This is a genomic window from Pseudomonas sp. B7(2017) (genome assembly GCF_002112745.1).
In the GTDB taxonomy this organism is placed as follows: domain Bacteria; phylum Pseudomonadota; class Gammaproteobacteria; order Pseudomonadales; family Pseudomonadaceae; genus Aquipseudomonas; species Aquipseudomonas ekonensis.
The window spans coordinates 245,637-272,501 of the sequence record NZ_NEIP01000003.1; the positions used below are offsets into that span (position 1 = coordinate 245,637).

Annotated in this window: 20 protein-coding genes; 6 read left to right on the top strand and 14 right to left on the bottom strand. The window is 65.6% G+C overall.

What is annotated here, in order from left to right; genetic code table 11:
- Positions 1 to 76 precede the first annotated feature (76 nt).
- From CAG29_RS07565 to CAG29_RS07595, 7 genes are all read right to left on the bottom strand, one after another.
- Positions 77 to 466 (bottom strand): RidA family protein, encoded by a 390-nt coding sequence (locus tag CAG29_RS07565; protein WP_039768794.1) that lies wholly within the window; start codon positions 464 to 466, stop codon positions 77 to 79.
- Between the two features lie 30 nt (positions 467 to 496).
- Positions 497 to 1,300 (bottom strand): amino acid ABC transporter ATP-binding protein, encoded by an 804-nt coding sequence (locus CAG29_RS07570; RefSeq protein ID WP_085632729.1) that lies wholly within the window; start codon positions 1,298 to 1,300, stop codon positions 497 to 499.
- On the bottom strand, positions 1,297 to 1,959 hold the full coding sequence (locus CAG29_RS07575) for an amino acid ABC transporter permease (RefSeq protein ID WP_085632731.1): 663 nt from the start codon (positions 1,957 to 1,959) through the stop codon (positions 1,297 to 1,299). Before CAG29_RS07575 ends, CAG29_RS07570 begins: the two co-directional genes overlap by 4 nt.
- 9 nt (positions 1,960 to 1,968) lie before the next feature.
- Positions 1,969 to 2,631: an amino acid ABC transporter permease gene (locus CAG29_RS07580; protein WP_059405928.1), complete on the bottom strand. Its 663-nt coding sequence runs from the start codon at positions 2,629 to 2,631 to the stop codon at positions 1,969 to 1,971.
- A 51-nt stretch (positions 2,632 to 2,682) separates the two neighbouring features.
- A complete protein-coding gene (locus tag CAG29_RS07585; RefSeq protein ID WP_085582520.1) occupies positions 2,683 to 3,531 on the bottom strand; it encodes a transporter substrate-binding domain-containing protein in 849 nt (282 codons plus the stop codon).
- A 305-nt stretch (positions 3,532 to 3,836) separates the two neighbouring features.
- Positions 3,837 to 4,118: a type II toxin-antitoxin system RelE/ParE family toxin gene (locus CAG29_RS07590; RefSeq protein WP_085582518.1), complete on the bottom strand. Its 282-nt coding sequence runs from the start codon at positions 4,116 to 4,118 to the stop codon at positions 3,837 to 3,839.
- The gene (locus CAG29_RS07595) at positions 4,108 to 4,356 is read right to left on the bottom strand and encodes a type II toxin-antitoxin system Phd/YefM family antitoxin (protein WP_085582516.1); all 249 of its coding nucleotides are present in this window, start codon (positions 4,354 to 4,356) and stop codon (positions 4,108 to 4,110) included. The genes CAG29_RS07590 and CAG29_RS07595 overlap by 11 nt, the downstream gene beginning before the upstream one ends.
- Positions 4,357 to 4,678: 322 nt before the next feature.
- On the opposite strand from CAG29_RS07595, the gene CAG29_RS07600 reads away from it, so the two are divergent.
- The 6 genes from CAG29_RS07600 to CAG29_RS07625 all read left to right on the top strand — a co-directional run bounded on the left by CAG29_RS07600 (position 4,679) and on the right by CAG29_RS07625 (position 13,710).
- Positions 4,679 to 5,116 carry a co-chaperone YbbN gene (locus CAG29_RS07600; protein WP_085694114.1) on the top strand — a complete coding sequence of 146 codons (438 nt, stop codon included), beginning with the start codon at positions 4,679 to 4,681 and terminating at the stop codon, positions 5,114 to 5,116.
- 175 nt (positions 5,117 to 5,291) lie between these two features.
- Entirely contained in the window at positions 5,292 to 6,446 is a 1,155-nt protein-coding gene (gene wecB / locus CAG29_RS07605) for a non-hydrolyzing UDP-N-acetylglucosamine 2-epimerase (RefSeq protein ID WP_085694116.1), read from the top strand.
- A complete protein-coding gene (gene nrfB, locus CAG29_RS07610; RefSeq protein ID WP_085582510.1) occupies positions 6,443 to 8,617 on the top strand; it encodes a cyclic di-3',5'-guanylate-activated glycosyltransferase NrfB in 2,175 nt (724 codons plus the stop codon). Before wecB ends, nrfB begins: the two co-directional genes overlap by 4 nt.
- Entirely contained in the window at positions 8,614 to 11,772 is a 3,159-nt protein-coding gene (locus CAG29_RS07615) for a phage receptor (RefSeq protein WP_085694118.1), read from the top strand. Before nrfB ends, CAG29_RS07615 begins: the two co-directional genes overlap by 4 nt.
- A complete protein-coding gene (locus CAG29_RS07620) occupies positions 11,772 to 12,650 on the top strand; it encodes a DUF4434 family protein (protein WP_085582506.1) in 879 nt (292 codons plus the stop codon). Before CAG29_RS07615 ends, CAG29_RS07620 begins: the two co-directional genes overlap by 1 nt.
- The gene (locus CAG29_RS07625; RefSeq protein ID WP_085694120.1) at positions 12,634 to 13,710 is read left to right on the top strand and encodes a diguanylate cyclase; all 1,077 of its coding nucleotides are present in this window, start codon (positions 12,634 to 12,636) and stop codon (positions 13,708 to 13,710) included. Before CAG29_RS07620 ends, CAG29_RS07625 begins: the two co-directional genes overlap by 17 nt.
- Positions 13,711 to 13,883: 173 nt before the next feature.
- Here the strand turns inward: CAG29_RS07625 and CAG29_RS07630 are convergent, their stop codons facing one another.
- The 7 genes from CAG29_RS07630 to tpx all read right to left on the bottom strand — a co-directional run bounded on the left by CAG29_RS07630 (position 13,884) and on the right by tpx (position 26,835).
- Complete coding sequence (locus tag CAG29_RS07630) at positions 13,884 to 14,630, bottom strand: SDR family oxidoreductase (protein WP_085582502.1); 747 nt, start codon at positions 14,628 to 14,630, stop codon at positions 13,884 to 13,886.
- Positions 14,631 to 14,753: 123 nt separating this feature from the next.
- Positions 14,754 to 16,838 (bottom strand): bifunctional diguanylate cyclase/phosphodiesterase, encoded by a 2,085-nt coding sequence (locus CAG29_RS07635; RefSeq protein WP_085694122.1) that lies wholly within the window; start codon positions 16,836 to 16,838, stop codon positions 14,754 to 14,756.
- Positions 16,839 to 17,082: 244 nt separating this feature from the next.
- Complete coding sequence (locus tag CAG29_RS07640) at positions 17,083 to 18,552, bottom strand: efflux transporter outer membrane subunit (protein ID WP_085582498.1); 1,470 nt, start codon at positions 18,550 to 18,552, stop codon at positions 17,083 to 17,085.
- On the bottom strand, positions 18,549 to 21,656 hold the full coding sequence (locus CAG29_RS07645) for an efflux RND transporter permease subunit (protein WP_085694124.1): 3,108 nt from the start codon (positions 21,654 to 21,656) through the stop codon (positions 18,549 to 18,551). Before CAG29_RS07645 ends, CAG29_RS07640 begins: the two co-directional genes overlap by 4 nt.
- Before the next feature lie 85 nt (positions 21,657 to 21,741).
- Positions 21,742 to 24,840 (bottom strand): MdtB/MuxB family multidrug efflux RND transporter permease subunit, encoded by a 3,099-nt coding sequence (locus CAG29_RS07650; RefSeq protein WP_085694126.1) that lies wholly within the window; start codon positions 24,838 to 24,840, stop codon positions 21,742 to 21,744.
- Positions 24,837 to 26,144 carry an MdtA/MuxA family multidrug efflux RND transporter periplasmic adaptor subunit gene (locus tag CAG29_RS07655; RefSeq protein ID WP_085694129.1) on the bottom strand — a complete coding sequence of 436 codons (1,308 nt, stop codon included), beginning with the start codon at positions 26,142 to 26,144 and terminating at the stop codon, positions 24,837 to 24,839. The genes CAG29_RS07650 and CAG29_RS07655 overlap by 4 nt, the downstream gene beginning before the upstream one ends.
- 190 nt (positions 26,145 to 26,334) lie before the next feature.
- Positions 26,335 to 26,835, bottom strand: coding sequence for a thiol peroxidase (tpx, locus tag CAG29_RS07660; RefSeq protein ID WP_085694131.1), 501 nt, complete (start codon positions 26,833 to 26,835; stop codon positions 26,335 to 26,337).
- Between the last annotated feature and the right edge of the window lie 30 nt (positions 26,836 to 26,865).

Below are 26,865 nucleotides of genomic sequence, written 5' to 3' on the forward strand. Positions count from 1 at the left end.
GACCGGTAGGCCGCCATCGCCAGCAGGCTGGCTCCCACAGGAGAACGCATGCCACTGGCGATAGAGCCACCCCGCTTCAGGCCTTCTTCTTGTAGGCGATGCAATCGATCTCGACCTTGCAGTCGACCATCATGCTCGCCTGCACGCACGCTCGCGCCGGGGCGTGCTCGGGCTTGAAGTACTCGCCGAACACCTTGTTGAAACTGGTGAAGTCCCGCGGATCGTCCAGCCACACGCCGGCACGCACCACGTCCTCCAGGCCGTAACCGGCTTCTTCGAGGATCGCGATCAGGTTCTTCATGGTCTGGTGGGTCTGCTCGACGATGCCGCCGACGATGATCTCGCCGTCCACCGCCGGCACCTGGCCGGACACGTGCAGCCAGCCGTCGGCCTCAACGGCGCGGGCGAAAGGACGGGGCTGGCCGCCGGCCGCGGTGCTGCCGGTGCCGTATCGGGTGATGCTCATGGGTGTGTCTCCTGATTGAAAAGTGAAAGGTCAGAACCGCGTGCTCTTGAGGAATTCCGCCAAGCGCGGCGACTGCGGACGCTCGAACAGTTCCTTGGGCGGCCCCTGCTCTTCGATGCGTCCCTGATTCATGAAAACGATCTTGTCCGACACCTCGAACGCAAAGCGCATTTCGTGGGTCACCAGCAACATGGTCATGCCGTCTTCGGCCAGGCCCTTGATCACGTTGAGCACTTCGCCCACCAGTTCGGGGTCGAGGGCCGAGGTGACTTCGTCGAACAGCATCAGGCTCGGGTTCATCGCAATGGCCCGGGCGATCGCCACGCGCTGCTGCTGGCCGCCGGACAGCTGGCCGGGAAAGTGGTCGCGGCGCTGCAGCAGGCCGACCCGCTCCAGCCATTTCTCGGCCAGCGCCACGGCTTCGTCCTTGTGCATCTTCTTCACCTTCAGCAAGCCGAGGGTGACGTTCTGCAACGCGGTCAGGTGCGGGAACAGGTTGAACTGCTGGAACGCCATGCCGGTCATCGCACGATGGCGGGCGATGACCTTCTCCGCATGACGCACGCGCTTGCCGTTGACTTCGTCGTAGCCGATGGACTCGCCGTCGAGCAGGATCCGCCCGCCCTGGAACTCTTCGAGCATGTTCACGCAGCGCAGCAGCGTGGTCTTGCCCGAGCCGCTGGAGCCGATCAGCGTGACCACGTTGCCGCGCTGCATGCTCAGGTCGACGCCCTTGAGCACCTCCACCGCGCCGTACTGCTTGTGCAGGCCACGGATGTCCAGCAGAGGTTGGGTCTGGGTCTGGGGCTGTGAAGAAACTTGAGCTTGAGTCATGGCAAGGCCACCCGCTTTTCAATGAACCGGCCGAACAATTCGATGCCGTAGTTGATGACGAAGAACAGAAATCCGGCGAACAGGTAGAACTCCAGGGTCATGAACGTGCGGGCGATGATCTGCTGGGTGCTGAGCAGCAGCTCCGCCACGCCGATCACCGACAGCAGGGTCGAGGCCTTGACGATCTCAGTGGACGAGTTGACCCACGTCGGCAGGATCTGGCGCAGCGCCTGGGGCAACAGCACATAGCCGAGCGCCTGGTAGAACGTCAGGCCGATGGCCTTGCTCGCCTCCATCTGCCCGCGGGGCAACGCCTGCAGCGCACCGCGCACGATTTCGGCGACATGGGAGCCGCAGAACAGCGTCAGGCCCAGGGCACCGGCCTGAAACGCGCTGATCTGCCAGCCCAGCGCCGGCGCCATGTAGAAGCACGCCAGCACCAGCACGAACACCGGGGTGCCGCGGATCAGGTCGACGTAGAAACGGAATGGAGCGCGCATCCAGAAGCGGCCGTAGGTCAGGATCAGACCGGCGACCACGCCGACCAGCGTCCCGAGCAGGATCGCCAGCGCCGACACCTGCACGCTGGTGACAAAGCCCTGCCAGAGCGGCTCGCGCGCCACCCACAACTCATGCAACCAACCTTGGGATTCGTACATCGCAGCCTCCTATCGGCGGATCGCCAGACGCTGCTCCAGGTAACGCAGCAGCATGGCGATGAGGTAACAGGCCGCAACGTACAACGCCGTGGTCACCAGCCAGGTTTCGATCACCCGGTAGCTCTCGACGTTGATCTTGCGTGCGTAATAGGTCAGTTCCGGCACCGCGATGGCGGCGGCCAGCGAGGTGTCCTTGAACAGCGAAATGAAGTTGTTCGACAGCGCCGGCAGCACATTGCGCAGCATCACCGGCACGGTGACGTAGGCCTTCACCTGCCACTCGCCCAGGCCGATGGCCAGACCGGCCTCGCGCTGCCCTTTCGGGATGCTCAGCAGCCCGCCGCGGAACACCTCGGTCAGGTAGGCCCCGGCGTACAGCGACAGCGTGATGATGAAGGACGGGATCTTGTCCAGTCGGATCCCCAGGCTCGGCAACGCGAAATAGATCAACAGGATCAACACCAGGATCGGCGTGTTGCGGATCACCGTCACGTACACCGAAGCCAGCACCCGCAGGGCGCGATGCTTGGACAGCAAGGCGAAGGCCATCAGCAGGCCGATCACGCAGCCGATGGCGATCGACACCAACGCCAGCTCCAGGCCCAGGCCGAGCCCCGCCAGCAAGGTGTCGAAATCGCGCCACACGGCGGCAAAGTTCAACTGATAGTTCATGGTTGGCAGTACCTTGAGCGGGGCGACGCGCATCGCCCCGCTCTCACGGGATCATTTGAATTCGACGGGGAAACCGATGGCCGGGGTCGGCAGGTCGACGCCGAACCACTGCTTGAACGAGGCCGCGTACGTCGGGAACTCCACGCCGGTCATGGCTTCATGCAGGGTGGTGTTGACGAAGTTCAGCCAGTCCTGGTCGCCGCGCTTGACCGCGCAGGCGTAGGTCTGCGGGCTCCAGGCATAGGTCGGGCTGCGGTAGCGGCCGGGGTTCTGCACCATCAGGTACTTGACCGAAGACTGGTCGGTGGCGGCGGCATCGGCGCGGCCGGAGTTCACCGCCTGGTACATCAGGTCGACGCTGTCGTACTGATCGACCTTGGCCTTGGGCAGCGCCTGGTGCACCAGTTCCTCGGCGTACACGTTCTGCAGCACGGCCACGGTCACGCCGTCGCCGGCGGCCTGCAGGTCCTCGATCTCCTTGTACTTGCTGTTGGCCGGCAGCAGCAGGCCCACGCCTTCGCGGTAGTACGGCAGGGTGAACGCCACCTGCTGCGCGCGGCTGGCGGTGACGGTGATGAACTGGCAGCTCATGTCGACCTTGTCGGTCAACAGGTTAGGAATCCGCGCATCGGACGACTGCACCACGAACTCGACCTTGCTCGGGTCGTTGAACAGCCCTTTGGCCACCATTCGGGCGATGTCGATATCGAAACCCTGCAACTTGCCGTCCGCCCCTTGGAAGTGCCATGGCGCGTTGGTGCTGCCGGTGCCCACGATCAGCTTGCCCCGGGCCAGGACACTGTCGAGCTTGCTGTCGGCCGCCTGGGCCATGCCCGCAACGGCGGACGAAGCCGCGAGAACGAAAACACACGCTTTGAACAACGAAGGACGGCGATGCATGGCAAGGACTCCTGAGGAAGTTTATTCCGCTATACCGGAACTAGGTATGTAACAACGGAATAGACAGCAGAAAGTGTGCCACAGGATTCGGGGGGAATCTGTACCGGATTGAAAATTTCAGGGAATCAATGAGATACGTCGAACGAGGGAAAGTGGCGCAATTCACCCCGATGGCGTGGAGCGCTACCAATGGCCACAGGGGACGGGTAACAGGTACTCAATGAGTGCAGATGGAGCGGGATTGTGCGAGGCAATAACAGGGGGATCAGGAAGAAATTCGTCAGGCGCTGAAAAAGACTGGGAAGTCAGCGCTGCGCTGCTGCGTTGTACACATCTGCTCCGTCACGTTTCCCCACCGCGATGACGGTAACGACCAGCACTTCATCGATGACGCGATAAACCAAACGATAGCCGGCGCTTCTAAGCTTGATCTTGTAGGCCAGTCCAAGGCCTCTCAGCCGATCCGCCGGAACAGGCGGATTACTGAGCCGTTCTCGAAGCTTGCGTGCAAACTGCTCCTTCAGATTGCCTCCCAGTCTGTTCCACTCTTTCCAAGCCTTCTCCGAGAACTCCAGCTCATAGGTCATCGATCGAGACCTTTATGGTCGGATCGTTTTCCCGCTCCTTGCACAGTTCAATCAGTTCCAGATCCTCAAGGCGCTCAATCATTGCTTCGTACGCTTTGGCTGGCACGCAGTAGAACGCCGGCTCATTGCGGTTGAGGATCGCAACGGGTTCACCGCCGCCTGCGGCGACAGTGCCCATCGGGTTCTTTTTCAGCTCGGAGATGCTCGCTACGACTTGTGAAAGCACGATGTGTGTCATGAAGGGACTCCCTAGGGTGCTCTTTGAAGCGCCAAAAATAGCACTCCAGGACACATCTGACCTCAACCCTTTTGTCTCTGAAACCGCTTGCGGAAAAATGATGCTGTCCATCGGGAATCCCTTTCACACGCTCAAATCTGATGCAAAAAACAGTATCACGGTCAGTCGGTGTGCGTTTCGGCATCGAATGTCAGGGCGCTCCTGCATTTGTGTGGGAAAAGTGCGCGTTTTCCGAGCCCACCTGTAATTTCTGACAGTAGACCCGCCTCCTTCCCTGCCTTAACGTCAGGAAACCTTTAACGGTCGTCTGGAGGAGTCTCTGATGAAGGCGATCCTACCTCTTGCAATGCTGCCCCCCACCTACCGCAAAGCCCTGAAGACCTGGCGTCCGGTGATCCTCTATTTCACCAACGAACACTGCCCCGCCTGCGAAATGGCCGGGCCGATCTTCCGGCATGTCGCCGAGCCCTATCGACTGCGCGCGGACATCTACATGCTCAACACCCGCGAAGCGCCCCGGCACCCGAACGTCACCGGGACGCCGACGGTGCTGTTTTACCGGGACGGCAAGCTGATGAAGAAACTCAAGGGCATCGGCACCGAGGACACCCTCAGGCAAGACTTCGCGCTGCACATCGGCCGGGTCAAGCCGCCCGCCAGGCACCGTCGGCACCAGCGCCGCCATGACCTGACCTGGCTCCACGTCACCTTGCGCACCCTGCGCACCATCCCCGATGCACGCCGACGGAACTTTTCCTGAAAGTGCCACCTAAGAGCCATCATCACTGGTACTTTCGTTCCAACTGATGGACATCAATCGCGCTCCGGGCCGGATTGGACAAGCTCCGATCCGGCTGCTTTTCTTTCATTTCTCAAAACGAGATTCAGCGCGCCGGCCCACGGCCGTCAGCGCGCTCACGTCCCAGGAGGGGTCCATGTCCTTTAACGTCATGATGGTTTTCGGCACCCGACCGGAGGCCATCAAAATGGCCCCATTGGCCCGGGTTCTGCGTCAGTGGCCCGACATCCGACTGAACATCTGCTCCACCGGCCAGCACCGGGAAATGCTCAACCAGGTGCTCGACGCCTTCGAGCTCACCGTCGATGAAGACCTGCAAGTGATGACCCAGGGCCAGACCCTGAACGGCCTCTCGCAACATCTGCTCACACAACTCGACCAGGCCTACGACCGGGTCAAACCGGACATCGTCCTGGTGCACGGCGACACCACCACCAGCTTCATCGCCGCCCTCGCCGCGTTCAACCGACAACTGCCCATCGGCCATGTCGAGGCCGGGCTGCGCACCGGCAACCTGCGCGCGCCGTGGCCGGAAGAAGCCAACCGGCGCCTGACCGGCGTGATCGCCGACCTGCACTTCCCGCCGACCTCCAAGTCCGCCGCCAACCTGCTGCGCGAAGGCGTGCCCCAGGACAACCTGGAAATCACCGGCAACACTGTGATCGACGCCTTGCTGTGGATGCGCGAGCACCAGCGCGAGACCGGCTGGCACCCGGCCGCCGACTCGCCCCTGGCGGCGCTCGACGACAGCCGCCGGATGGTGCTGATCACCAGCCACCGCCGGGAGAACCTCGGCGGCGGGTTCAACAACATCTGCGAGGCACTGGCGGAACTGGCCGAACGCTACCCCGACGTGCAGTTCGTCTACCCGGTTCATCTCAACCCCCAGGTGCAGCAAGTGGTGTACGGCATGCTGGCGGGCAAGCCCAACCTCTACCTGGTCGCCCCGCAGGACTACCCCCACTTCGTCTGGCTCATGGGTCGCGCGCATTTCATCCTCACCGACTCCGGCGGCGTGCAGGAGGAAGCGCCCGCCATCGGCAAACCGTTGCTGGTGCTGCGCGACGTGACCGAGCGGCCGTCCGTGCTGGAAAGCGGCACCATGGTGCTGGTGGGCACCGACAAGGCACGCATCGTCCAGGAGGCCAGCCAGTTGCTCGACGACGAAGCGACCTACACCCGCATGAGCCGCGTGCACTTCCCCTACGGCGACGGCCACGCCAGCGAACTGATCGCCACCCGCCTCCACGCCTGGCTGAGCGCACGCTCGGCGGCGGGTAACGGGGTATGAGCCTGGGTTGGATCGATTTCTTTGCGTATGTGCTGTTCGGTCTTAAGTATGTGGCGATCCTTCTCGCCCTGCTGATGTTCATCCTCGGCCTCGACGATCTGTTCATCGACCTGGTGTACTGGGGCCGCAAGCTCATACGGCGCTGGCGCATCTACGAGAAATTCAAGCGCGCCGACGAGGAGCGCCTGTACGCCATTCCGGAAAAGCCGCTGGCGATCATGGTGCCGGCCTGGAACGAGGTCGGCGTGGTCGGGGAGATGGCGCGCCTGGCCGCCTCGACCCTCGATTACGAGAACTACCAGATCTTCGTCGGCACCTACCCCAACGACGCCGAGACCCAGGCCGACGTCGACGCGGTCTGCCTGCACTACCCCAACGTGCACAAAGTGGTGTGCGCCCGGCCGGGGCCGACCAGCAAGGCCGACTGCCTGAACAACATCATCGACGCGATCTTCCGGTTCGAGAGCGAAGCGAAGATCCAGTTCGCCGGCTTCATCCTCCACGACGCCGAAGACGTGATCTCGCCGATGGAGCTGCGCCTCTACAACTACCTGCTGCCGAACAAGGATCTGATCCAGATCCCGGTCTACCCCTACGCGCCGGAATGGAAAGGCTTCACCGCCGGCCATTACGTGGACGAGTTCGCCGAGAACCACGGCAAGGACGTCATCGTGCGCGAGGCCCTGACCGGTCAGGTGCCGAGCGCCGGGGTCGGCACCTGCTTCAGCCGCAAGGCGATCAGCGCGCTGCTAGAGGACGGCGACGGCATCGCCTTCGACGTGCAGAGCCTGACCGAGGACTACGACATCGGTTTCCGCCTCAAGCAGAAAGGCATGAAGTGCATCTTCGCCCGCTACTCGGTGACCGATCCGAAACTGGCGCTGGAACAGCCTTGGGTGTTCGGCATGAACCGCGAGTTCGCCCAGGTGATCTGCGTACGCGAGCATTTCCCCCGTGACTTGCAGCACGCCATCCGGCAGAAGTCGCGCTGGATCGTCGGCATCGTGTTCCAGGGCACCAAGAACCTGGGCTGGAGCCGCAAGGGCCTGCTCAACTATTTCCTGTGGCGCGACCGGCGCGGGCTGATCGCCTACCTGCTGAGCTTCATGGTCAACCTGCTGTTCCTGGTGCTGCTGGCGATGTGGCTGATCACCGTGATCGCCCCGGAGGCCTGGCGCTATCCGTCGATCCTGGCCGACAGCGCGCTGCTCTCGGCGCTGCTGTGGCTCAACGGCCTGATGCTGCTCAACCGTCTGTTCCAGCGCGGCTGGTTCGTCACCCGCTACTACGGCATCGTCGAAGGCCTGCTGTCGGCGCCGCGCATGATGTGGAGCAACTTCGTCAACTTCTTCGCCAACCTGCGCGCCCTGCGCCAGGTCATGGAAATGGGCGATTCGCGGCGCGTGGCGTGGGACAAGACCACCCACGAATTCCCTGCCCTGACCAAGGCCCAGCGCACCCCGCTCGGCCACCGGCTGGTGGAGAAAGGCCTGCTCAGCGAAGAACAGCTCGAAGCCGCGATCACCAGCCCCGTGCGCCGCCGGCTCGGCCGCGAACTGCTGCTGCGCGAACACATCGACAGCACGCAATTGGTGCAGACCCTGGCCGAACAGCTGGATCTGGAATGGGCGCCGCTCAATCCGTTCAAGCTGGACAAACGCCTGATCGACGCCGTGCCGCGCCGCGTAGCCTCCCACTACGGCGTGCTGCCGGTGGCCGAGGACGGCGACACCCTGGTGCTGGCCTCCGAAGGCCCGGTCAGCCAGGTCTCACTCGGCGCGATCGGCCGCCAACTCAAACGCCCGGTGCGCTGCCGCCTGGCGCCCCAGGGCCGCGTCACCCTGGGGATCCGTTACTGGTACGCCAGCCCCCGCCAGACCGAGGAAGTGCGTCATATGCTGCAAGTGCTGGAACGTCATCAGGACGACGAAGCCCTGCTTGAGCGGGTCAGCCATCACCAGGTGCTGCTGGGCAACCTGCTGCAGGTGCGCGGCATGGTGCCGCCGACCCTGTTCAATCAGGCCCTGATCGACTTCGACGCCGAACAGATGTCCCTCGGCGAACACCTTATCTCTCGGGGCATGATCACCCAGGAGATCCTTGAGCAGGCTCTGGCCGACCAGGCCAGCGAACAGCAAGCCGCCTACCGCATCGTCCGGGAGGTCGCATGAAGCCTGTGGTCAACCGCCGCACCCTGCTGATGGGCAGCCTGTTGCTCGGCCTGAGCGCGCAGCCTTCGCTGGCGGCGCCGCTGAGCGATTTCGAGCAGTTCCGCAGTTACCCCTACATGGACCGCAGCTACCGGGAAGCCAAGAAAGGCAACTGGAAGGAAGTCGAACGGCTGATGCGCCACCTGCTGGAAAAAGTGCCGAAAAACGACGAGGCCCGCGCCCTGCTGGTGGAAGCCCTGGCCAAGCAGCGCCGCTACAAGGACGCCTTGCAGGTGCTGGGCAACGACAGCGACGGTCTGCTCGACCTGCGCCTGACCTGGATCGAGCAGGATCCGCCGACCAGCACCCAGGTGGAAAACTGGATGGCCAACAGCAGCCTGAACGACCGCGTCCGCCTGTGGCAGGCCTACAGCCTGAGCCTGGCCAAGTTCGGCGGCGCGGCGCGGGCCCACGACTGGCTGGCGCAACTGGCGCCCAAGGGCGACGACAACATCCTGCGCCTGGCCCGGGCCAACTGGTCCGAGCAACTGCGCGACTGGAACGGCACCATTGAACAACTGGCGCCGCTGGCCGCGCGCAAGCAGCTCGACGCCGAGGGCTGGCAACGCCTGGCCAACGCCTACGTGCAGCGGCTGGACGAAAAGCCGCTGCAAGACCTGTTGCAGCAGGCGCCCAGCCCCGAAGCGGCGCGCAAGATCCGTCTGGCGATGGTCGACCGCGCCATCGCCATGGGCCACGAGCAGCAGGCCGAACGCTGGATGCAGTCGTTGCCGGCCAGCGACCTGGCCGACCCGGCCCAGCGCCAGCGCCTGTGGGAACTGGCCCGGCAGACCGGCGACAGCGCCAGTGTCCAGCGCCTGAGCAACGACTTGCAGCGCCCGTGCCTGGAGACCGTCGAGTGGCTGTCCCGGCATGACCCGGAGGCCGCCAGCGCCCAATTGCGCCGCTGCAACCCCACGGACGATCCGCAGGCCTGGCTGGTGCTCGCCCAGCGCCTGCAAGCCACCGACCTGTTGCAGTCCACCCGCCTGCCCCAGCCCTGGGACAGCCGCCGGCAGGCGCAACTGCTCGATGTCTGGCAGGCCGAGGGCCAAAGCGACAAGGTCATGGCCTGGCTCGCCGCGCAGCCGCAGACCGCCGAGGTGATCAAGCGCCGGGCCGAGCTGTTGCAGAAACAGGGTCGCAGCCAGGAAGCCGCCGGGCTGTGGGAACGCCATTACCGGCAGACCGGCAACCTCGCTTCGCTGGATCAGGCCAGCTACATCGCCTTGAACGCCGGGCAGCGCGAGCGCGCGCAGACGCTGCTGGAAGACGCGTATGACCGACATGGCGGCCGCTTGTCCTCCACGGCGTTGCAGCGGCTGGCCGGGCTCTACGCTTCGTCGCCCAGCACGACGCCGGCCCAGCGACGGCGCATGGCATCGCTGCTGGGCCGCGTCGACGCTGCCACCCGGGGCCAACTGCTGGCGCAACTGGCGGAAAGCGGCCAGTGCGACGTCGTGCGGCAAGCCATCGGCAGCCAGCCGCTGGCCGCCGGCGACTTCCGGGCCCTCGGCCGTTGCGCGATGCCGGACCGACCGGGGGAAGCCGTCGTGTATTACCGGCAGGCCGAGAAGCTCGGCGACCGCGGCAGCCGCCTGCCGTTGGCCTATGCGCTGGAGGCAGCCGGAGATTCCGCCGGGGCCCTGGCCCTGTGGCGCAGCCTGCCGGCCTCTGAACTGAGCGACAACGCCCGCCTCACCGCCAGCCGCAGCGCGCTCAACGTGGGCGACAGCCAGACCGCCGAACACTATTGGCAACAAAGCACCACACGCGGCGCCAACGAATGGGCCCTCGGCGCGGCGATCGCCGACGCTCGGAGCGACCGTACCCAGGCCCTGGAGCGCCAGCGCCAGGCCTTGCGGCAGCAACCGGACGCCGGGCACTTCTACGCCGCCTCGGTCACGGCGCAGAAGGCCGGCGACCTGCCGCAAAGCACCGCCTGGCTGGCCGAAGCCGTGCGCCGCGACCCGACCAATCCGCGCTACCGCGCCGACTACGGCATGCGTCTGGCCGGTGCCCAAACCCGCGAAGAGCGCGCCGCCGCCATCCCGTACCTGCAACAGGCCACCCGCGATTTTCCTGAGGACTATCGCCTCGGCGAGACCCTCGCCTGGCGCTACGACGAGGCCGAGGACAGTGCGTCGGCCCGCCGGGAACTGCGCCGGGTGATCGACCTGGAGCAGAACCCGGTGGCCGCCGATGACGAGGACGGCAGCATGGAAGCCCGCCGCTACCGCCAGCGCCGCGCCCACGAAACCCTGTCGCGCCGCGACAGCCGAACGCTGGCCAGCACCTGGTCGCCGGCCGGGGTGTCGACCAACGACTTCGTGCGCCCCGACGACAGCAAAGGCACGAACCGCCGCGCCGACTCGCAGAACGTGCAACTGGCGATGTGGGACCATGCGTTGGGCGAAGAGCCGAGCCGCGCCGGCAGCACGCTGTCGGTGTATGGCCGGGTGCTGCTCGGCGGCCAGGGCCGCTCGCGCTACGCCGAATCCCTCGCCGCCGGCGTCGGCCTGCGCTACAAGCCGTGGGGCACGCAGAACATCAACTTCTACGGCGAGATCTACAAACAGAGCCAGTTCGACGACGATGACAGCCACAGCCTGAACCTGGGCCAGATGCTGGTGCCGGAAAAGCTGCTGGACCAGATCGGCGACCACCGTCAGGACGGCCACACCAGCACCGACTACCTGCTGCGCGCCACGGCGTCGTTCCTCGATCAGGGCCGGTACCGCAACGACTGGCGCGTCGACGAGAGCGACTGGGACGAACGTTTCCTCTACCTGGACGCCGCGTGGTGGACCAAGGCCGGCGACCACCAGTGGCTGTCGCGCTTCCAGCAGGGCCATGCCTGGAAACTGCCGTTCAACGGCGCCCAGACCCTCATGCCGTACGGCTTCCTTGAGTTCGCCAGCCAGGATCCCGGCAACGACTGGCGCCAGGACCTGCGCACCGGCGTCGGCTTGCGCTGGCAATGGTGGTACGACGATGACCGCTACAACGCCTACCGCTCGAAACTGACGGTGCGCACCGAATACCAGCAATCGCTGGGCGGCAATCTGTATGAAGGCGGCAACGGTGTGCTGCTGGGTGTGGAGTGGAATTTCTGATGGCGCGATGGTTAGTGTTTTTCTGCCTGGTGCTGGGCGCGACAGTGGCTCAGGCCGACGCCCGGGTGTTCTATCAGCCGCTGAATGTCGATGCGCGGCTGACCCAGGCGCAATGGCAAAAGATCTGGCAGGACACCGCCCGCCAGGGCACCCGCACGCTGATCGTGCAGTGGACGAGTTATGGCGATTCGGACTTCGGCGGCGCCGACGGCTGGCTGGCCCGAAGCCTCCGGCTGGCGCAGCGCCAGGGCCTGGAACTGGTGCTCGGGCTGGCGATGGATCCGGCCTACTACCGGCGCATCGACGAGCTGGACAGCGCCGGCCTCGGCACCTACTGGCAAGCGCAGCTGGGACGCTCGCTGGCCCAGCAACGGACGTTGCGCCAGGACTGGCAACTGCCGGTCGCCGGCTGGTATCTGCCGCTGGAGCTGGACGACCTGCACTTCCTGGCGGCGGACCGGCGGGCGACCCTGCAACGCCAGCTCAAGGACTTCGCCGGCCAGCTGGATGCGCCGCTGCATGTCAGCGCGTTCAGCGCCGGCAAGCTGGCGCCGGCGGTCAACGGCCAATGGTTGGGCGAGATGAGCGCGGCGGGCATTCAGGTGTGGTGGCAGGACGGCGCCGGCACCGCACGCTTGCCGCCGCTGGTGCGCAACGGTTACGCCCAGGCCCTGCCCTGCTCCGTGGGCATCGTGCGCGAGGCGTTCCGCCAGACCAGCGCCGAAGGCCAGCCGTTCCGCGCCGACCCCGCCGCGCCGGACGCCAGCGCCGCCGGCTGTCACCCGGACGCAGTGTTTTCCCTGCGGTATCGGCCGTGGGGCCGGGTGATCCTCGACAACCAGCGCGAACATCAGGAGCGCGATGTACAAAACCATTGAAGATGAAGTCCTGAAGCGAACCGCGCCCGCCGAGCTGTGGGCCGAGTTCATCCAGCATGAGTTCGAGCGCCTGCGCTCGTTCTGCCTGCTGATCTTCGTCGCCAGCATCAGCGTGTGGGTCATCTTCGACCTGATCGTGAGCTTTCTCGGCGGCCAGGGCTTCACCTGGCGCTCGATGGCGTTCCTGGCGGTGTTTGCGGTGCTGACGGTGATCCTGCTGTTCACCCGCCGGGCCCGGCACTTCGACGTGCTCAACCTGCTGTTCGTGCTGACCATGACCCTCGGCGTGCGCCTGCTGATCGACGGTCTGCCGTCCAGCTTCCAGCCGGCGTGGCTGGTGCTCGGCGCCTCCAGCATCCTCTACAGCACGTCGGTGCTGCCGATCAGCCGCTGGTCGTTCTATGCCGCGCAGGCGACGATCTGGCTGGTGCTCAATCCCTTCCTGTTCACCGACATCGGGCTGTTCGAGCTGCGGGGCGTGCTGACGGCGTGCTACAGCGTGTTCCTCTGCGGACTGACCATGTACACCTTCCTCAAGCTGCGCGAGGCCAAGCTGTACAACTACATCATGTCCCGGCTGCTGCTGGACCAGGCCTACAACGACACCCTCACGGAAATCCCCAACCGCCGTTCGTTCATGGCCCGCGCCGAAAAACGCCTGATGGCCGTCCCCCGCGAACAGGACCACTTCCTGGCGATGATCGACATCGACAACTTCAAGAAAGTGAACGACGTGTACGGCCACGACATCGGCGACGAAGTGCTCAAGGGGATCGCGGCGGACATCAAGTCGGTCATGGCGCCGTATGAATATGCGCGCCTGGGCGGCGAGGAGTTCGCGATCTACCTGGCCGGGGTGCGCCACGCAGACGTCGAGGCGCTGGCCGGCGAACTGTGCCGCACCGTGCGCGAACGGCCGACCCAGCACCCGGTGACCATCAGCATCGGCGTCACCCGGGTGGAGGACGGCGACACCCTGAACCAGGCGCTGATCAAGGCCGACGAAGCGCTGTACGAATCCAAGCACACCGGGAAGGACCGCTACACCTTTCACGGCTGATCGAGAATCTGCACGACCGGCCGCACGGGGTGCCGTTGCCGGCCTCTTCGCCAGCAGGCTGGCTCCCACCCTGTTCGGTGCAGGCCACGGACTACCTGCCCGCCATTGCGCCCTGTGGGAGCCAGCCTGCTGGCGATGGCGCCAGCAAGGCCGCCGGTCAAGCGTCGGTGAACCTAGCGCCCGCCGCCCAAATCGACAAAGGTACCGGTGGCATAGGACGCCTTGTCCGACAGCAGCCAGACAATCGCCTCCGCCACCTCGTCCGGCCGCCCGCCCCGCGCCATCGGAATCGCCGACTCCAACTTGCTGACCCGGTCCGGATCGCCGCTCAGGGCATGAAAATCGGTGTAGATGTAGCCCGGCCGCACCGCGTTGACCCGGATGCCCTCGCCCGCCACTTCCTTGGACAGACCGATGGTGAAGGTGTCCAGCGCGCCCTTGGAGGCCGCGTAGTCGACGTATTCGTTGGGCGAGCCCAGGCGGGCGGCCACCGACGAGACGTTGACGATGCTGCCGCCCTGCCCGCCGTGCTTGGGCGACATGCGCAGGATCGCGTGCTTGGCGCAGAGTATCGGCGCCAGCACGTTGGTTTTCATGATCTTGAGGATACGGAACTCGGACATTTCGTCGACCCGCGACTTGTGGCCGACCGTGCCGGCATTGTTCACCAGCGCCGTGACCCGGCCCAGCTCCGTGTCGACCCGGTGGAACAGGGCGACCACTTCGTCCTCGATGCTGACATCGGCCCGCACCGCGATGGCCTGCGCCCCCATGGCCCGCACCTGGTCGAGCACCTGGTGGGCAGCCTGCTCGTCGGCCTGGTAGTTGATGCAGATCCGGTAGCCCTGCGCGGCGGCCAACAGCGCCGTGGCGGCTCCGATCCCGCGCCCCCCGCCGGTGATCACAATGACTTTATCCATGCTGGCTATCCCCCGATGCACACGTGACAGTCGAGGCAAGAATAACCGTCATCGGCGGGTTTTGCATGGCTGCACATTGCCCCACGGGCGATCGCCGTGGCGAGGGCGCTTGCTCGCGCCGGGTCAGCCCGTCGCTTGACGCTCGCTGCGCTGGTGCACGCCTTGCAGGAAGTGCTCCGCCGGCATCGGGTGCCCCAGCAGGTAACCCTGCAGCGAATCGCAACCCAGTTGGGTGAGGAAGTCCTGCTGCACACCGGTCTCGACCCCTTCGGCGACGATCCGCAGCCCCAGCGCCTGCCCCAGCGCGACGATCGCCGAGACGATGGCGGCGTCATCGCTGTCGTGCTCCAGGTCACGCACGAAACCGCGATCGATCTTCAGCTCGTTGGCCGGCAGGCGCTTGAGGTACATCAGGCTCGAATAGCCGGTGCCGAAGTCGTCGATGGACAGGTCGACGCCCATGTCCGAAAGCTCCTGCAGCACCGTCATGCTGGCGTCGGCATCGTTCATGGCCGTGGTCTCGGTGATTTCCAGGGTCAGGCTGTTGGCCGGCAGATGATGGGTGGCCAGAGCCTTGGCCACGCTCTGCACCAGGCCCGAGTGGCAGAACTGCAGCGCCGAGAGGTTCACCGCGATCCGCCAGTCGGTGTAGCCCAGCACATACCATTCGCGCATCTGCCGGCAGGCTTCGTTGAGCACCCACTCGCCGATGGGAATGATCAGACCGGTCTTCTCGGCCAGGTCGATGAACTTGTCCGGCATCAGCATGCCGTCGGTGGGGTGCTGCCAACGCAACAGCGCCTCGGCGCCGACCGGGCGGCCGTCGGCGGCGTCGAACTTGGGCTGGTAATGCAGGCTGAACTGGTGGTGCTCCAGGGCCGCGCGCAGATCCTGCAACAGCTGCAATTGCTTGCGGGCGTTGCTGTTCATCGAGGCGTCAAAAAAGCTGTAGCCGTTCTTGCCGCCGCCCTTGGCGTGATACATCGCCGCGTCGGCGTTCATCAGCAGTTCCTGGGCGCTCTGGCCGTTGCCTGGGTACAGGGCGATGCCGACGCTGGCGGAAATCTGCAGCTCGTGGTCGGCCACCCGGAACGACTGCGCGATCAGCCCCACCTGACGGGCCGCCAGGCCCAGGGCATCGTCGGGCTCGTTCAGGCGCACCAGCAGGACGAATTCGTCGCCGCCGATGCGCGCCAGGGTGTCCATGCTGCGCAGGTCCTGGCGCAGGCGCGCGGCCACTTCGCGCAGCAACTGGTCGCCCATGTGGTGGCCGAAGGCGTCGTTGACCGGCTTGAAGCCGTCCAGGTCAATGAACATCAGGGCGAAGCAGGCGCCCTGCTCCTGCACTTTTTTCATGGCCTGATTGATCCGGTCGTCCAGCAGCATGCGGTTGGGCAGGCCGGTCAGGGTGTCGTGCAGGGCCAGTTGGGTGAGTTCGCGGTTGGCCACGGTCAGGGAATGGGCCAGGTCGGCGGTGCGCGCGTCAAGGCGGGCGTCGAGGATCGAGGTCAGCAAGGCGATGGCCAGCACCGCCAGGGTGGTGATCAGCACCAGGTTGTCCAGGCCGTTGCCGTTCAGGCCGTCGAGCGCGGCGCCGCAGAAGCTGCCTTCGGGAAACCGCGCCGCCGCCATGCCGGTGTAGTGCATGCCGACGATCGCGATGCCCATGATGATCGCCGCCCCGGCGCGGAACAGCCGCACGTAGGGCGAATGCTGGCGCAGGCGGAAGGCGATCCACAGCGCCGCCGCCGAGGCGCCGACGGCGATCATCAGGGAGGCGCCGAACAGCGTCGGGTCGTAGTCGATCCCCGGCGTCATACGCATGGCCGCCATGCCGGTGTAGTGCATGGCGCTGATGCCGGCGCCCATCACCAAGGCGCCGACGCCCAACTGCCAGGCCGGGAGCTTCGGCTGGCTGACCAGCCACAGGGCAAAGCCGCTGGACAGCACCGCGATCAGCAGCGACAGCGCCGTGATCGCAATGTCATAGCCCAGGCTGATCGGCAGCTTGAAGGCGAGCATGCCGATGAAATGCATCGACCAGACGCCGATGCCCATGGCGAACGCACCGCCTGCGGTCCACAGATGCACGGCCCGCCCCTTGGCGGTGGCGATGCGCCCGGTGAGGTCGAGGGCGGTGTAGGACGCCAGGATCGCGACACACAGCGAAATGAAAACCAGGGTGAAGGAATAGCTACCGATGAGCATGACGATTCTCGTGGCCACCCCGCCGCGGTCAGTCCATTAGGGTCGGGGCAAATGCGCCGATTGTACTGATTGCGCGGAAGAACGCACTGACTAAGTAATCAATTGGCCATCAAGCCGATGAAACGCTTGTTTGATGAGTGTGAACGGCTCTGGAACGACGTTTGGGGGCTGACCGCGGCGAGGCAGTTTGCTCCCGCAGCAGCCCCCGAAAGTCTGTGAACGCCTTGGAGATCCACAAGCGCCCTCAGCGGCTGTCGCTCATCTCCAATTGACCGTCCCAACCGCCCCCGAGCGCCGCGATCAGTTGCACGCTGGCGATCAGGCGGCTCTGCAGCACGTTCAGCACGCTGCGCTCGTTGCTCAGCGCGGTGGCCTGGACCACCACCACGTCGATGTAGGCGATGAGGCCGGCCTTGTACTGGTTCTCGGTCAGGCGCAGGGAGTCCCGCGCCGCGTCGAGGGCTTCCTGGCGCACGCCCGCCTCGTTCTCGTACACCTTGAGCTGCACCAGGTAGTTCTCCACCTCGCGGAAGGCGTCCAGCACCGTCTGCCGGTACTTGGCCACAGTCTGGTCGTATACGGCCTCAGTGCGGTCGACCTCCGCCGAGCGGCGGCCGCCGTCGAAGAGCGGCAGGTTGAGCTTGGGGCCCACCGACCAGAAGCGGTTCGGCAGGCTGATCAGGTCCCTGGACGTACTGCTACTGTAGCCGCCGCTCAGGCTCAGGGTCAGGTCCGGGTAATAGGCGGCCTTCGCCACGCCGATGTTGGCGTTGGCGGCCATCACCGAGCGTTCGGCCGAGGCGATGTCCGGGCGCCGCTCCAGCAGTTGCGACGGCAGGCTCAACGGAATCTGCGGCAGTTTCGGGATGTCCTGGGTCTCGGCCAGCTTGAACTGCGCCGGCGGCTGGCCGGTCAGCACCGCGATGGCGTTCTCGAACTGCGCCCGCTGCCAGATCAGATCCACCAGATCGGCCTGGGTGGTCTTCAGCTGCGTCTGGGCCTGGGCCACCGCGTCACGCCCGGAGACGCCGGCGTTGTACTGGTTCATGGTCATCTTGAGCGAGCGCTCGTAGGCCGCCACGGTCGACTCCAGCAAACGCTTCTGCTGATCGATCACCCGCAGTTGCAGGTAGTTCTGCACCAGTTCCGACTGCTGGCTCAGGCGCATCGCCGCAAGGTCCGCAAAGCTGGCTTGGGCGCTGGCCTCGTCGGCCTCCAGCCCACGGCGCAGCTTGCCCCAGATGTCGGCCTCCCAGCTCACGCCCAATTGGGTGTTGTAGGTATCGCGGATGCCGCTGGAGGAACTGCTCAGGCTTGAACTGCTGCTCCCGGTGCCTTGGCTGGAGCGGGTCTTGCCGGCGCTGAGGTCGATGCTCGGGTAGAACGCGCCGCGCGCGTCACGCACCAGGGCCTGGGCCTGGCGGTACTGGGCTTCGGACTGGGCGACGGTCTGGTTGGCGCTGTTGAGCTTCTCGATCAGTTCGTTGAGCTGGCGGTCGCCGTACAGCTCCCACCAGGCGCCGCGGGCCAGCGAGTCGCTGGGGCTGGCCTGGCGCCAGCCCTCGGCTTCCTTGTACTGGGCGATCTCGGCGGTCTGCGGGCGCTGGTAGTCCGGGCCGACGGCGCAGGCGCTGAGCATCGCCACGCACAGCGACAGGCTCAGCAGACGCGAGCCGCGGACGGTGGCCAGTTGGATAAGCGAACGGTCAGTCATAGCGGAGTTTCCAGAGCGGCATCGGTGCGCACGCCACGCCATTGGTTGAAGCGGTGGCGCAGCTTGTCGAGATAGAGGTAGACCACCGGGGTGGTGTAAAGGGTCAGCACCTGGCTGAAGACCAGCCCGCCGATGATCGTCAGGCCCAGCGGCTGGCGCATTTCGGCGCCTTCGGCCCGGCTGAGCAGCAGCGGCAAGGCGCCGAGGATCGCCGCCAGCGTGGTCATCAGGATCGGCCGCAGGCGTTGCAGGCAGGCGCTGCGGATCGATTCCAGCGGCGACAGGCCGTCATGGCGCTCCAGTTGCAGCGCCAGGTCGATCATCAGGATCGCGTTCTTCTTCACCACGCCGATCAGCAGGAACAGCCCGAGCAACGAAATCAGGCTGAACTCGCCGCCCAGCGCGTAGATCGACAGCAACGCGCCGACCCCGGCCGACGGCAGCGTGGACAGGATGGTCAGCGGGTGGATGTAGCTTTCGTACAGCACGCCCAGCACCAGGTACACCGCCAGCAGCGCACCGAGGATCATGAACGGCTGGCTCTTCTGGGTGGCGGCAAAGGCGTCGGCAGTGCCGGCCACCTTCACGATCACGTCTTCCGGCAGGCCGACCTTGGCGATGGCCCGCTCGATGGCGGCGGTGCCCTGCTCCACCGTCACGCCTTCGGCCATGTCGAAGGAAATGCTTTCGGAGGCGAACTGGCCTTCATGACTGACCCGATCGTCTTCCAGGCTGCTTTCGTAGTGGGCGATGGTCGACAGCGGCACCCGTGCGCCGTCGGCGGTGATGACCTGCACCTGGTTGAGCGTCACCGGATCCTGGGCGTACTTCGGATTGACTTCCATCACCACCCGGTACTGGTTGAGGCTGTCATAGATGGTGGAGATCTGCCGCTGGCTGTAGGCGTTGTTGAGCACGGCGGTGACCATGTCCATGTCGATGCCCAGGCGCTTGGCCTGGTCGCGGTCGACGATCAGCGTCACCTGCTGCGCCCCGCGGCCCTCGCGGGCGTCGATGGCGGTCAGTTCCGGCAAGGCCCGCAGCGCCGTGACCACTTTCGGATACCACTCGCGCAGCGCACCCAGATCGCCGCTCTGCAGGATGTAGGAATACTGCGAGGTGGTCTGTTCGCGGCCGCCGCCGAACTGCAGGTCCTGGTCGGCCATCAGCATCAGTTGCGCACCGGCGACCTTGGGCATTTCCTTGCGCAGGCGTTCGATGACCTTCTGCGCCGACAGGTTGCGCTCCTTGATCGGCTTCAGGCGCACGAGCATGAACGCGTTGTTGGTGCCGTTGCTGCCGCCGATGAAGCCGGCGACGCTCTCCACCGCCTCGTCCTTGAGCACCGCCCGACGGAAGATCTCCATCTTGGGCTGCATCACGCTGAACGACAGGCCGTCGTCGCCGCGCACGAAACCGATCAGTTGGCCGGTGTCCTGCTGCGGCATGAAGGTCTTGGGCACCACCACGTACAGCGCGACGTTGACGCCGACGGTGACGATCAGGCTCAACAGCGTCAGGCGCCGGTGGCGCAGCACCCAGTCGAGGCTGGTGGCGTACTTGCCGACCATCCAGTCGTTGGTGCGCCGGCTCCAGCGCTGCAGGCGGTTCTCCTGCCCCGGCACATGGGGCTTGAGCCAGCGGGCGCAGAGCATCGGCGTCAGGGTCAGGGACACCACCAGGGAAACGACGATGGCCGCCGCCAACGTGATGGAGAACTCACGGAACAGGCTTTCGATGATCCCGCCCATGAACAGGATCGACAGGAACACCGCGACCAGCGACACGTTCATCGACAGCAGGGTGAAGCCGACTTCCTTGGCCCCCAGGTACGCCGCCCGCATCGGCTTGATGCCTTCGTCGATGTGCCGGGAAATGTTCTCCAGCACCACGATGGCGTCGTCCACCACCAGCCCGGTGGCGAGGATCAGCGCCATCAGCGACAGGTTGTTCAGCGAGAAGCCGTACAGGTACATCACCGCGAAGGTGCCCACCAGCGACACCGGGACCGCCAGGGTCGGGATCAGCGAGGCGCGGAAATTGCCCAGGAACAGGAACACCACCAGGATCACCAGCGCCACGGCGATCAGCAGGGTCATCTCGGCCTCGTGCAGGGTCGCCTTGATCACCGGCGAGCGGTCCATCGCCAGGTTGAGTTTGACGCTGGCCGGCAGCACCGCCTGCAACGCCGGCAGTTGGGCCTTGATCTCGTTGACCGTCTCGATGATGTTGGCCCCGGCCTGGCGGTTGATCACCAGCAGCACCGCCGCGTCATCGTTGAAGAACCCGCTGTTGTAGCGGTCCTCGACGCCGTCGCTGACCTTGGCCACGTCCTTGAGGCGCAGGGCCGCGCCGTCGGCGTAGTGGATGATCAGCGACTCGTAGTCCTTGGCCTTCTCCAACTGATCGTTGGCCTGGATCTGCCACAGGCGCTGGCCGTCTTCGACCGAGCCCTTGGGCCGGCGCACGTTGGCCCCGTCGATGGTCTTGCGCACGTCGTCCAGGGACACGCCGTACTGGTTCAGGGCCTGGGGCTCCAGCTCGACGCGCACCGCCGGCAGGGAACTGCCGCCGATCTGCACCTCGCCCACGCCCTGCACCTGGGACAGGCTCTGGGACAGGATGGTCGAGGCCAGGTCGTAGAGCTGCCCCTTCTCCAGCACGTCGGAGGTCAGCGACAGCACCATGATCGGCGCCTGGGACGGGTTGACCTTCTTGTAGGTCGGCATGCTGCGCATGCCGCTGGGCAGCAGGTTGCGCGAGGCGTTGATCGCCGCCTGCACTTCCCGCGCCGCGCCGTTGATGTCGCGGTCGAGGTCGAACTGCAGGATGACCCGGGTCGACCCCTGGCTGGAGCGGCTGCTCATGGTGTTGACGCCGGCGATGGCGCCGAACGAGCGCTCCAGCGGCGTGGCCACCGTCGAGGCCATGACCTCGGGGCTGGCGCCGGGCAGGCTGGCCTGCACCACGATCACCGGGAAGTCCATCTGCGGCAGCGGCGACACCGGCAGCAGGCCGAAGCTCACGCCGCCCAGCAGCATGATCGCCAGGCTCAGCAGCATGGTCGCCACGGGGCGCTTGATGAATGGGCCGGACAGGTTCATCGGCCTGCGCTCCCGGCGCCGGTGCCGAACCTCACGGCCCCTTCGCGGGCAAGCCCGCTCCCACTGGGTTTGCGGTTGGACAGGCTCACACCGCCACCTCTTCTTCGGTTGCGGACTTGCCGAAGCGACGCCCCAACCGGTCGAAGTACAGGTAGATCACCGGTGTGGTGAACAACGTCAGCACTTGGCTGGCCAGCAGGCCGCCGACCATCACCAGGCCCAGCGGTTGGCGCAGCTCGGCGCCGGAGCCGGTGGCCAGCATCAGCGGCACCGCACCGAACAGCGCGGCCAGGGTGGTCATCAGGATCGGCCGGAAGCGCAGCAGCGCCGCCTGGTAGATCGCCTGCTCGGGCGCCATGCCCTGGTGGCGTTCGGCGTCCAAGGCGAAGTCGATCATCATGATCGCGTTCTTCTTGACGATGCCGATCAGCAGGATGATGCCGATGATCGCGATCATGCCCAGGTCGTTGCCGCTGAGCAGCAGCGCCAGCAAGGCGCCGACCGCCGCCGACGGCAGGGTCGAGAGGATCGTGACCGGGTGGATGTAGCTCTCGTACAGCACGCCCAGCACGATGTACATGGTCACCACGGCCGCCAGGATCAGCAGCAAGGTGCTCGACAACGAGGCCTGGAACGCCTCGGCCGCGCCCTGGAAGCGGGTCTGCACGCCCAGCGGCATGCCGATGTCCTTCTGCACCTGCTCGATGATGTCGACCGCCTGCCCCAGCGCCACGCCCGGCGCCAGGTTGAAGGACATCATCACCGCCGGGAACTGACCGATATGGGTGATCGCCAGTTGCGCCTGGCGCTCTTCGATGCGGGCCAGGCTCGACAGGCGCACCTGGGCCCCGTCGGTGGTCTTGACGTGGATCTGGTCCAGCGCCTGCGGGCCGATCTTCTCCCCGGCCTGGGCCTGGAGCACCACACGGTACTGGCTGGCCTGGGTGTAGATGGTGGAGATCTGCCGCTGGCCGAAGGCGTCGTACAGCGCGTCGGTGATGTTCGACACCGACACGCCCAGGCGCGAGGCCGCGTCGCGGTCGATCACCAGGTACACCTGCAGGCCCTTGTCCTGCAGGTCGCTGGCGACGTCGGTCAGCTCCGGGCGCTGCGCCAGGGCGTCGACCAGGCGCTTGCTCCACAGGCTCAGCAGGTCGGCGTCCGGCGACGACATGCTGAACTGGTACTGGGTGCGGCTGACGCGGTCTTCGATGGTCAGGTCCTGCACCGGCTGCATGAACAGGCGGATGCCCACCAGTTTGTCCACCTGGGGCTGCAGCCGGGCGATCACGTCGGCGGCGCTCAGGTCACGCTCGCGGTGCGGCTTGAGGTTGATCAGCAGGCGGCCGCTGTTGAGCGTGGCGTTGTCGCCGTCCACGCCGATGTAGGACGACAGGCTTTCCACCGCCGGATCGTCGAGGATCACCTTGGCCAGCGCCTGCTGGCGCTCGCCCATGGCGGCGAAGGAAATCGACTGCGGCGCCTCGGAAATGCCCTGGATCACCCCGGTGTCCTGCACCGGGAAGAACCCCTTGGGCACCGCCATGTACAGGAACACGGTCAGCGCCAAGGTGCCGACAGCCACCAGCAGCGTCAACGGCTGGTGCCGGAGCACCCACTGCAGCATCCGGCCGTAGACGGCGATCATCCAGTCGATGAATTCGCCGCTGGCCCGGTAGAAGCGGCCCTGCTCGTGGGCCTCCGGCTCGCGCTTGAGCAGGCGGGCGCACATCATCGGCGTCAGGGTCAGCGACACCACGAGGGAAATCAGGATGGCCACGGCCAGGGTGATGGCGAACTCGCGGAACAGCCGGCCGACCACATCGGCCATGAACAGCAGCGGAATCAGCACGGCGATCAGCGACAGGGTCAGGGAGATCAAGGTGAAGCCGATCTGCTTGGCGCCCTTGAGCGCGGCCTGCATCGGGCTGTCGCCTTCCTCGATGAACCGGGCGATGTTCTCCAGCATCACGATCGCGTCGTCCACCACGAAACCGGTGGCGATGGTCAGGGCCATCAGGGTCAGGTTGTTCACCGAGAACCCGGCCAGGTACATCACGCCGAAGGTGCCGATCAGCGACAGCGGCACCGCCACCGACGGGATCACCGTGGCGCTGGCCCGGCGCAGGAACAGGAACGTCACCATCACCACCAGGGCGATGGCGATCAGCAGTTCGTGCTGCACGTCGGTGACCGAGGCGCGGATGGTCTGGGTGCGGTCGGTGAGCACCGTGACCTCAAGGCCCGCCGGCAGGTTGTCGGTGATGCTCGGCAGCAGCGCCTTGATCCGGTCGACCACCTCGATCACGTTGGCGCCGGGCTGGCGCTGGATGTTGAGCAGCACAGCCTGGTTCTGGTTGGCCCAGGCGGCCAGCCGTTCGTTTTCGGCGCCGTCGACGATCTGCGCGACGTCCTTGAGCCGCAGCGGCGCGCCGTTCTTGTAGGCCAGGATCAGGTTGGCGTAGTCCTCGGGGGACTTGAGCTGGTCGTTGGCGTCGAGCATCGACACCCGGGTCGGGCCGTCGAAGTTGCCCTTGGGCTGGTTGACGTTGGACGCGCCGATCAGGGTGCGCACGTCCGACAGGTTCAGGCTGTTGGCCGCGAGTGCCTCGGGGTTGACCTTGATCCGCACCGCCTGGCGCTGGCCGCCGGCGATGCTGACCATGCCGACGCCGCTGATCTGGGCGATCTTCTGCGCCATGCGCGTGTCGACCAGGTCGTTGAGCTTGGGCAGCAGCATGGTCTTGGAGGTGATGGCCAGGGTCAGCACCGGGGTGTCCGCCGGGTTGACCTTGTTGTACACCGGCGGCGCCGGCAGGTCGCTCGGCAACAGGTTGGTGGCGGCGTTGATCGCGGCCTGCACCTGCTGTTCGGCGACGTCCATGTTGATGTCGAGGCTGAAGCGCAGGGTCAGCACCGAGGCGCCGCCGGAACTGGTGGAAGCCATCTGCGTCAGGCCGGGCATCTGCCCGAACTGGCGCTCCAGCGGTGCGGTCACGGCGCTGGTCATCACGTCGGGGCTGGCGCCGGGGTACAGGGTCATGACCCGGATGGTCGGATAGTCGACCTGAGGCAGGGCCGACACCGGCAGCAAGCGGTAAGCGATCAGGCCGGCCAGAACGATGGCCAGCATGCTGAGGGTGGTGGCGACCGGGCGAAGGATGAACAGCCGTGAGATGTTCATGCGCCCTTCTTGGCCTTGTCGCCGGCGGGCGCTTCAGGGGCGCCGGACGCGGACTTGCCCTGCAGGTGCCCGGTCGGGGTGGCCGGCACGTCCTGGCTTTCGTTGACCACTTCCACCTCGCTGCCTTCCTTCAGGCGGTCGGTGCCTTCCAGCACGACGCGGTCGCCGGGCGCCAGGCCTTCGGTGACCACGGTGTTGTCGCCGTCGCTGGCGCCGATCTTCAACTGACGCAGAGTGACCTTCTTGTCCCCGTCCATGGCATAGACGAAGGTGCCGTTGGTGCCGAACTGGATCGCCGCCGACGGGGCCAGCAGCACGCCCTTGAGGGTGTCGGCCAGCAGGTGGACGTTGACGAACTGGTTGGGGAACAGCGACTGGTCACGGTTGTCGTAGCGCGCCTTGAACTTGAGGGTGCCGGTGGCCACGTCGATCTGGTTGTCCAGGCTCTGCAGCACGCCGGTGGCCTGCAGGCGGGTGTCGCCGCGGTCCCAGGCCTCGGCCGGCAGCTTGGCGCCGCTGCGGTAGCGGGCGAGCACGGTGTCGAGGCTGTTTTCCGGCAAGGTGAAGGCGACGCTGATCGGTTGGGTCTGGGTGATCACCGCCAGGGCCGTGGTGTCGTTGGCCGCCACCAGGTTGCCGACGTCGAGCTGACGCAGGCCGACGCGACCGGCGATCGGCGCGCGGATCTTGGTGAATTCGAGATTGAGCTTGGCGTCGTTGACCGCCGCCTGATTGGTCTTGACCGTGCCCAGGTACTGGCCGACCAGCGCCTCGGCGGTGTCCAGGGTCTGCTTGGCGATGCTGTCTTCCTTGTACAGGCCGCGGTAGCGCTCGACATCGACCTGGGCGTTCTTCAGCTGCGCCTGGTTCTGCAGCAGGGTGCCCTCGGCCTGGAGCAAGGCGTTCTGGTACGGGCGCGGGTCGATTTCAGCCAGCAAGTCGCCGGCCTTGACCATCTGCCCCTCTTCGAACCAGATCTTCACCACCTCGCCGCCGACCCGGCTGCGCACGTTGATGGTGTTGAGCGCGGTCACCGTGCCGAGCGCCTTGTAGTACAGCGGGAAATCCCCCTTGACCACCGGCGCGACACGCACCGGCACCGGCCCCGAGCCGCCGCCGAACCCCGGACGCATCATCCCCGAACGGCCGGTGTGGCCGGCCTGGGCCTTCTCGCCGCCCTCCTTGTGGGCGGTGCCGGCGGGCCAGAATTTCCAGCACAGGCCGGCGACGGCCACCAACACAAGCAGGCTGAGCAGCCAGCGACGGGAATGACGGGGGGACGATTGCATGGAGTGATTGACCATAGGGCGCGTGGGCTTCTGTTACGGGAGGCTGAACGATAAGCACTGGTGGGGATTAAGCAAAGCGGCTTTACCGGCAATTTACCTTCAACTTACGTTTCAAGGTGTGAGCCAAGAGACTGATACACAAATGAAAACGGCCTGGACAGGGCCAGGCCGTTAACAATTGTAAAAGCGGTGTTCGAAGCGTGGGTTACTTCAGGACAGCCAGGGCCGCTTCGTAGTTTGGCTCATCGGCGATTTCGCCGACCAGTTCACTGTGCAGCACCTTGTCGTTCTCGTCCAGCACCACGACGGCGCGGGCGGTCAGGCCTTTGAGCGGGCCGTCAGCGATGGCAACGCCGTAGTTCTGGATGAACTCGGCACCGCGCAGGGTCGACAGGTTCTTCACATTGGTCAGACCTTCAGCGCCGCAGAAGCGAGCCTGGGCAAATGGCAGGTCAGCCGAGATGCACAGCACCACGGTGTTGGCGATGTCGTTGGCCTGGGCGTTGAACTTGCGTACCGAGGTGGCGCAGGTCGGGGTGTCGACGCTCGGGAAGATGTTCAGCACTTTGCGCTTGCCGGCGAAGCTCGACAGGGAAACGTCGGCCAGCCCTTCGCCTACCAGAGAAAAAGCGGGCGCCTGGGAACCGGCTTGCGGCAACTGGCCGTCGACTTGAACCGGGTTGCCTTTGAGGGTGACTTGAGCCATGAACGGAATCCTTCTGAACGTATTGAATGT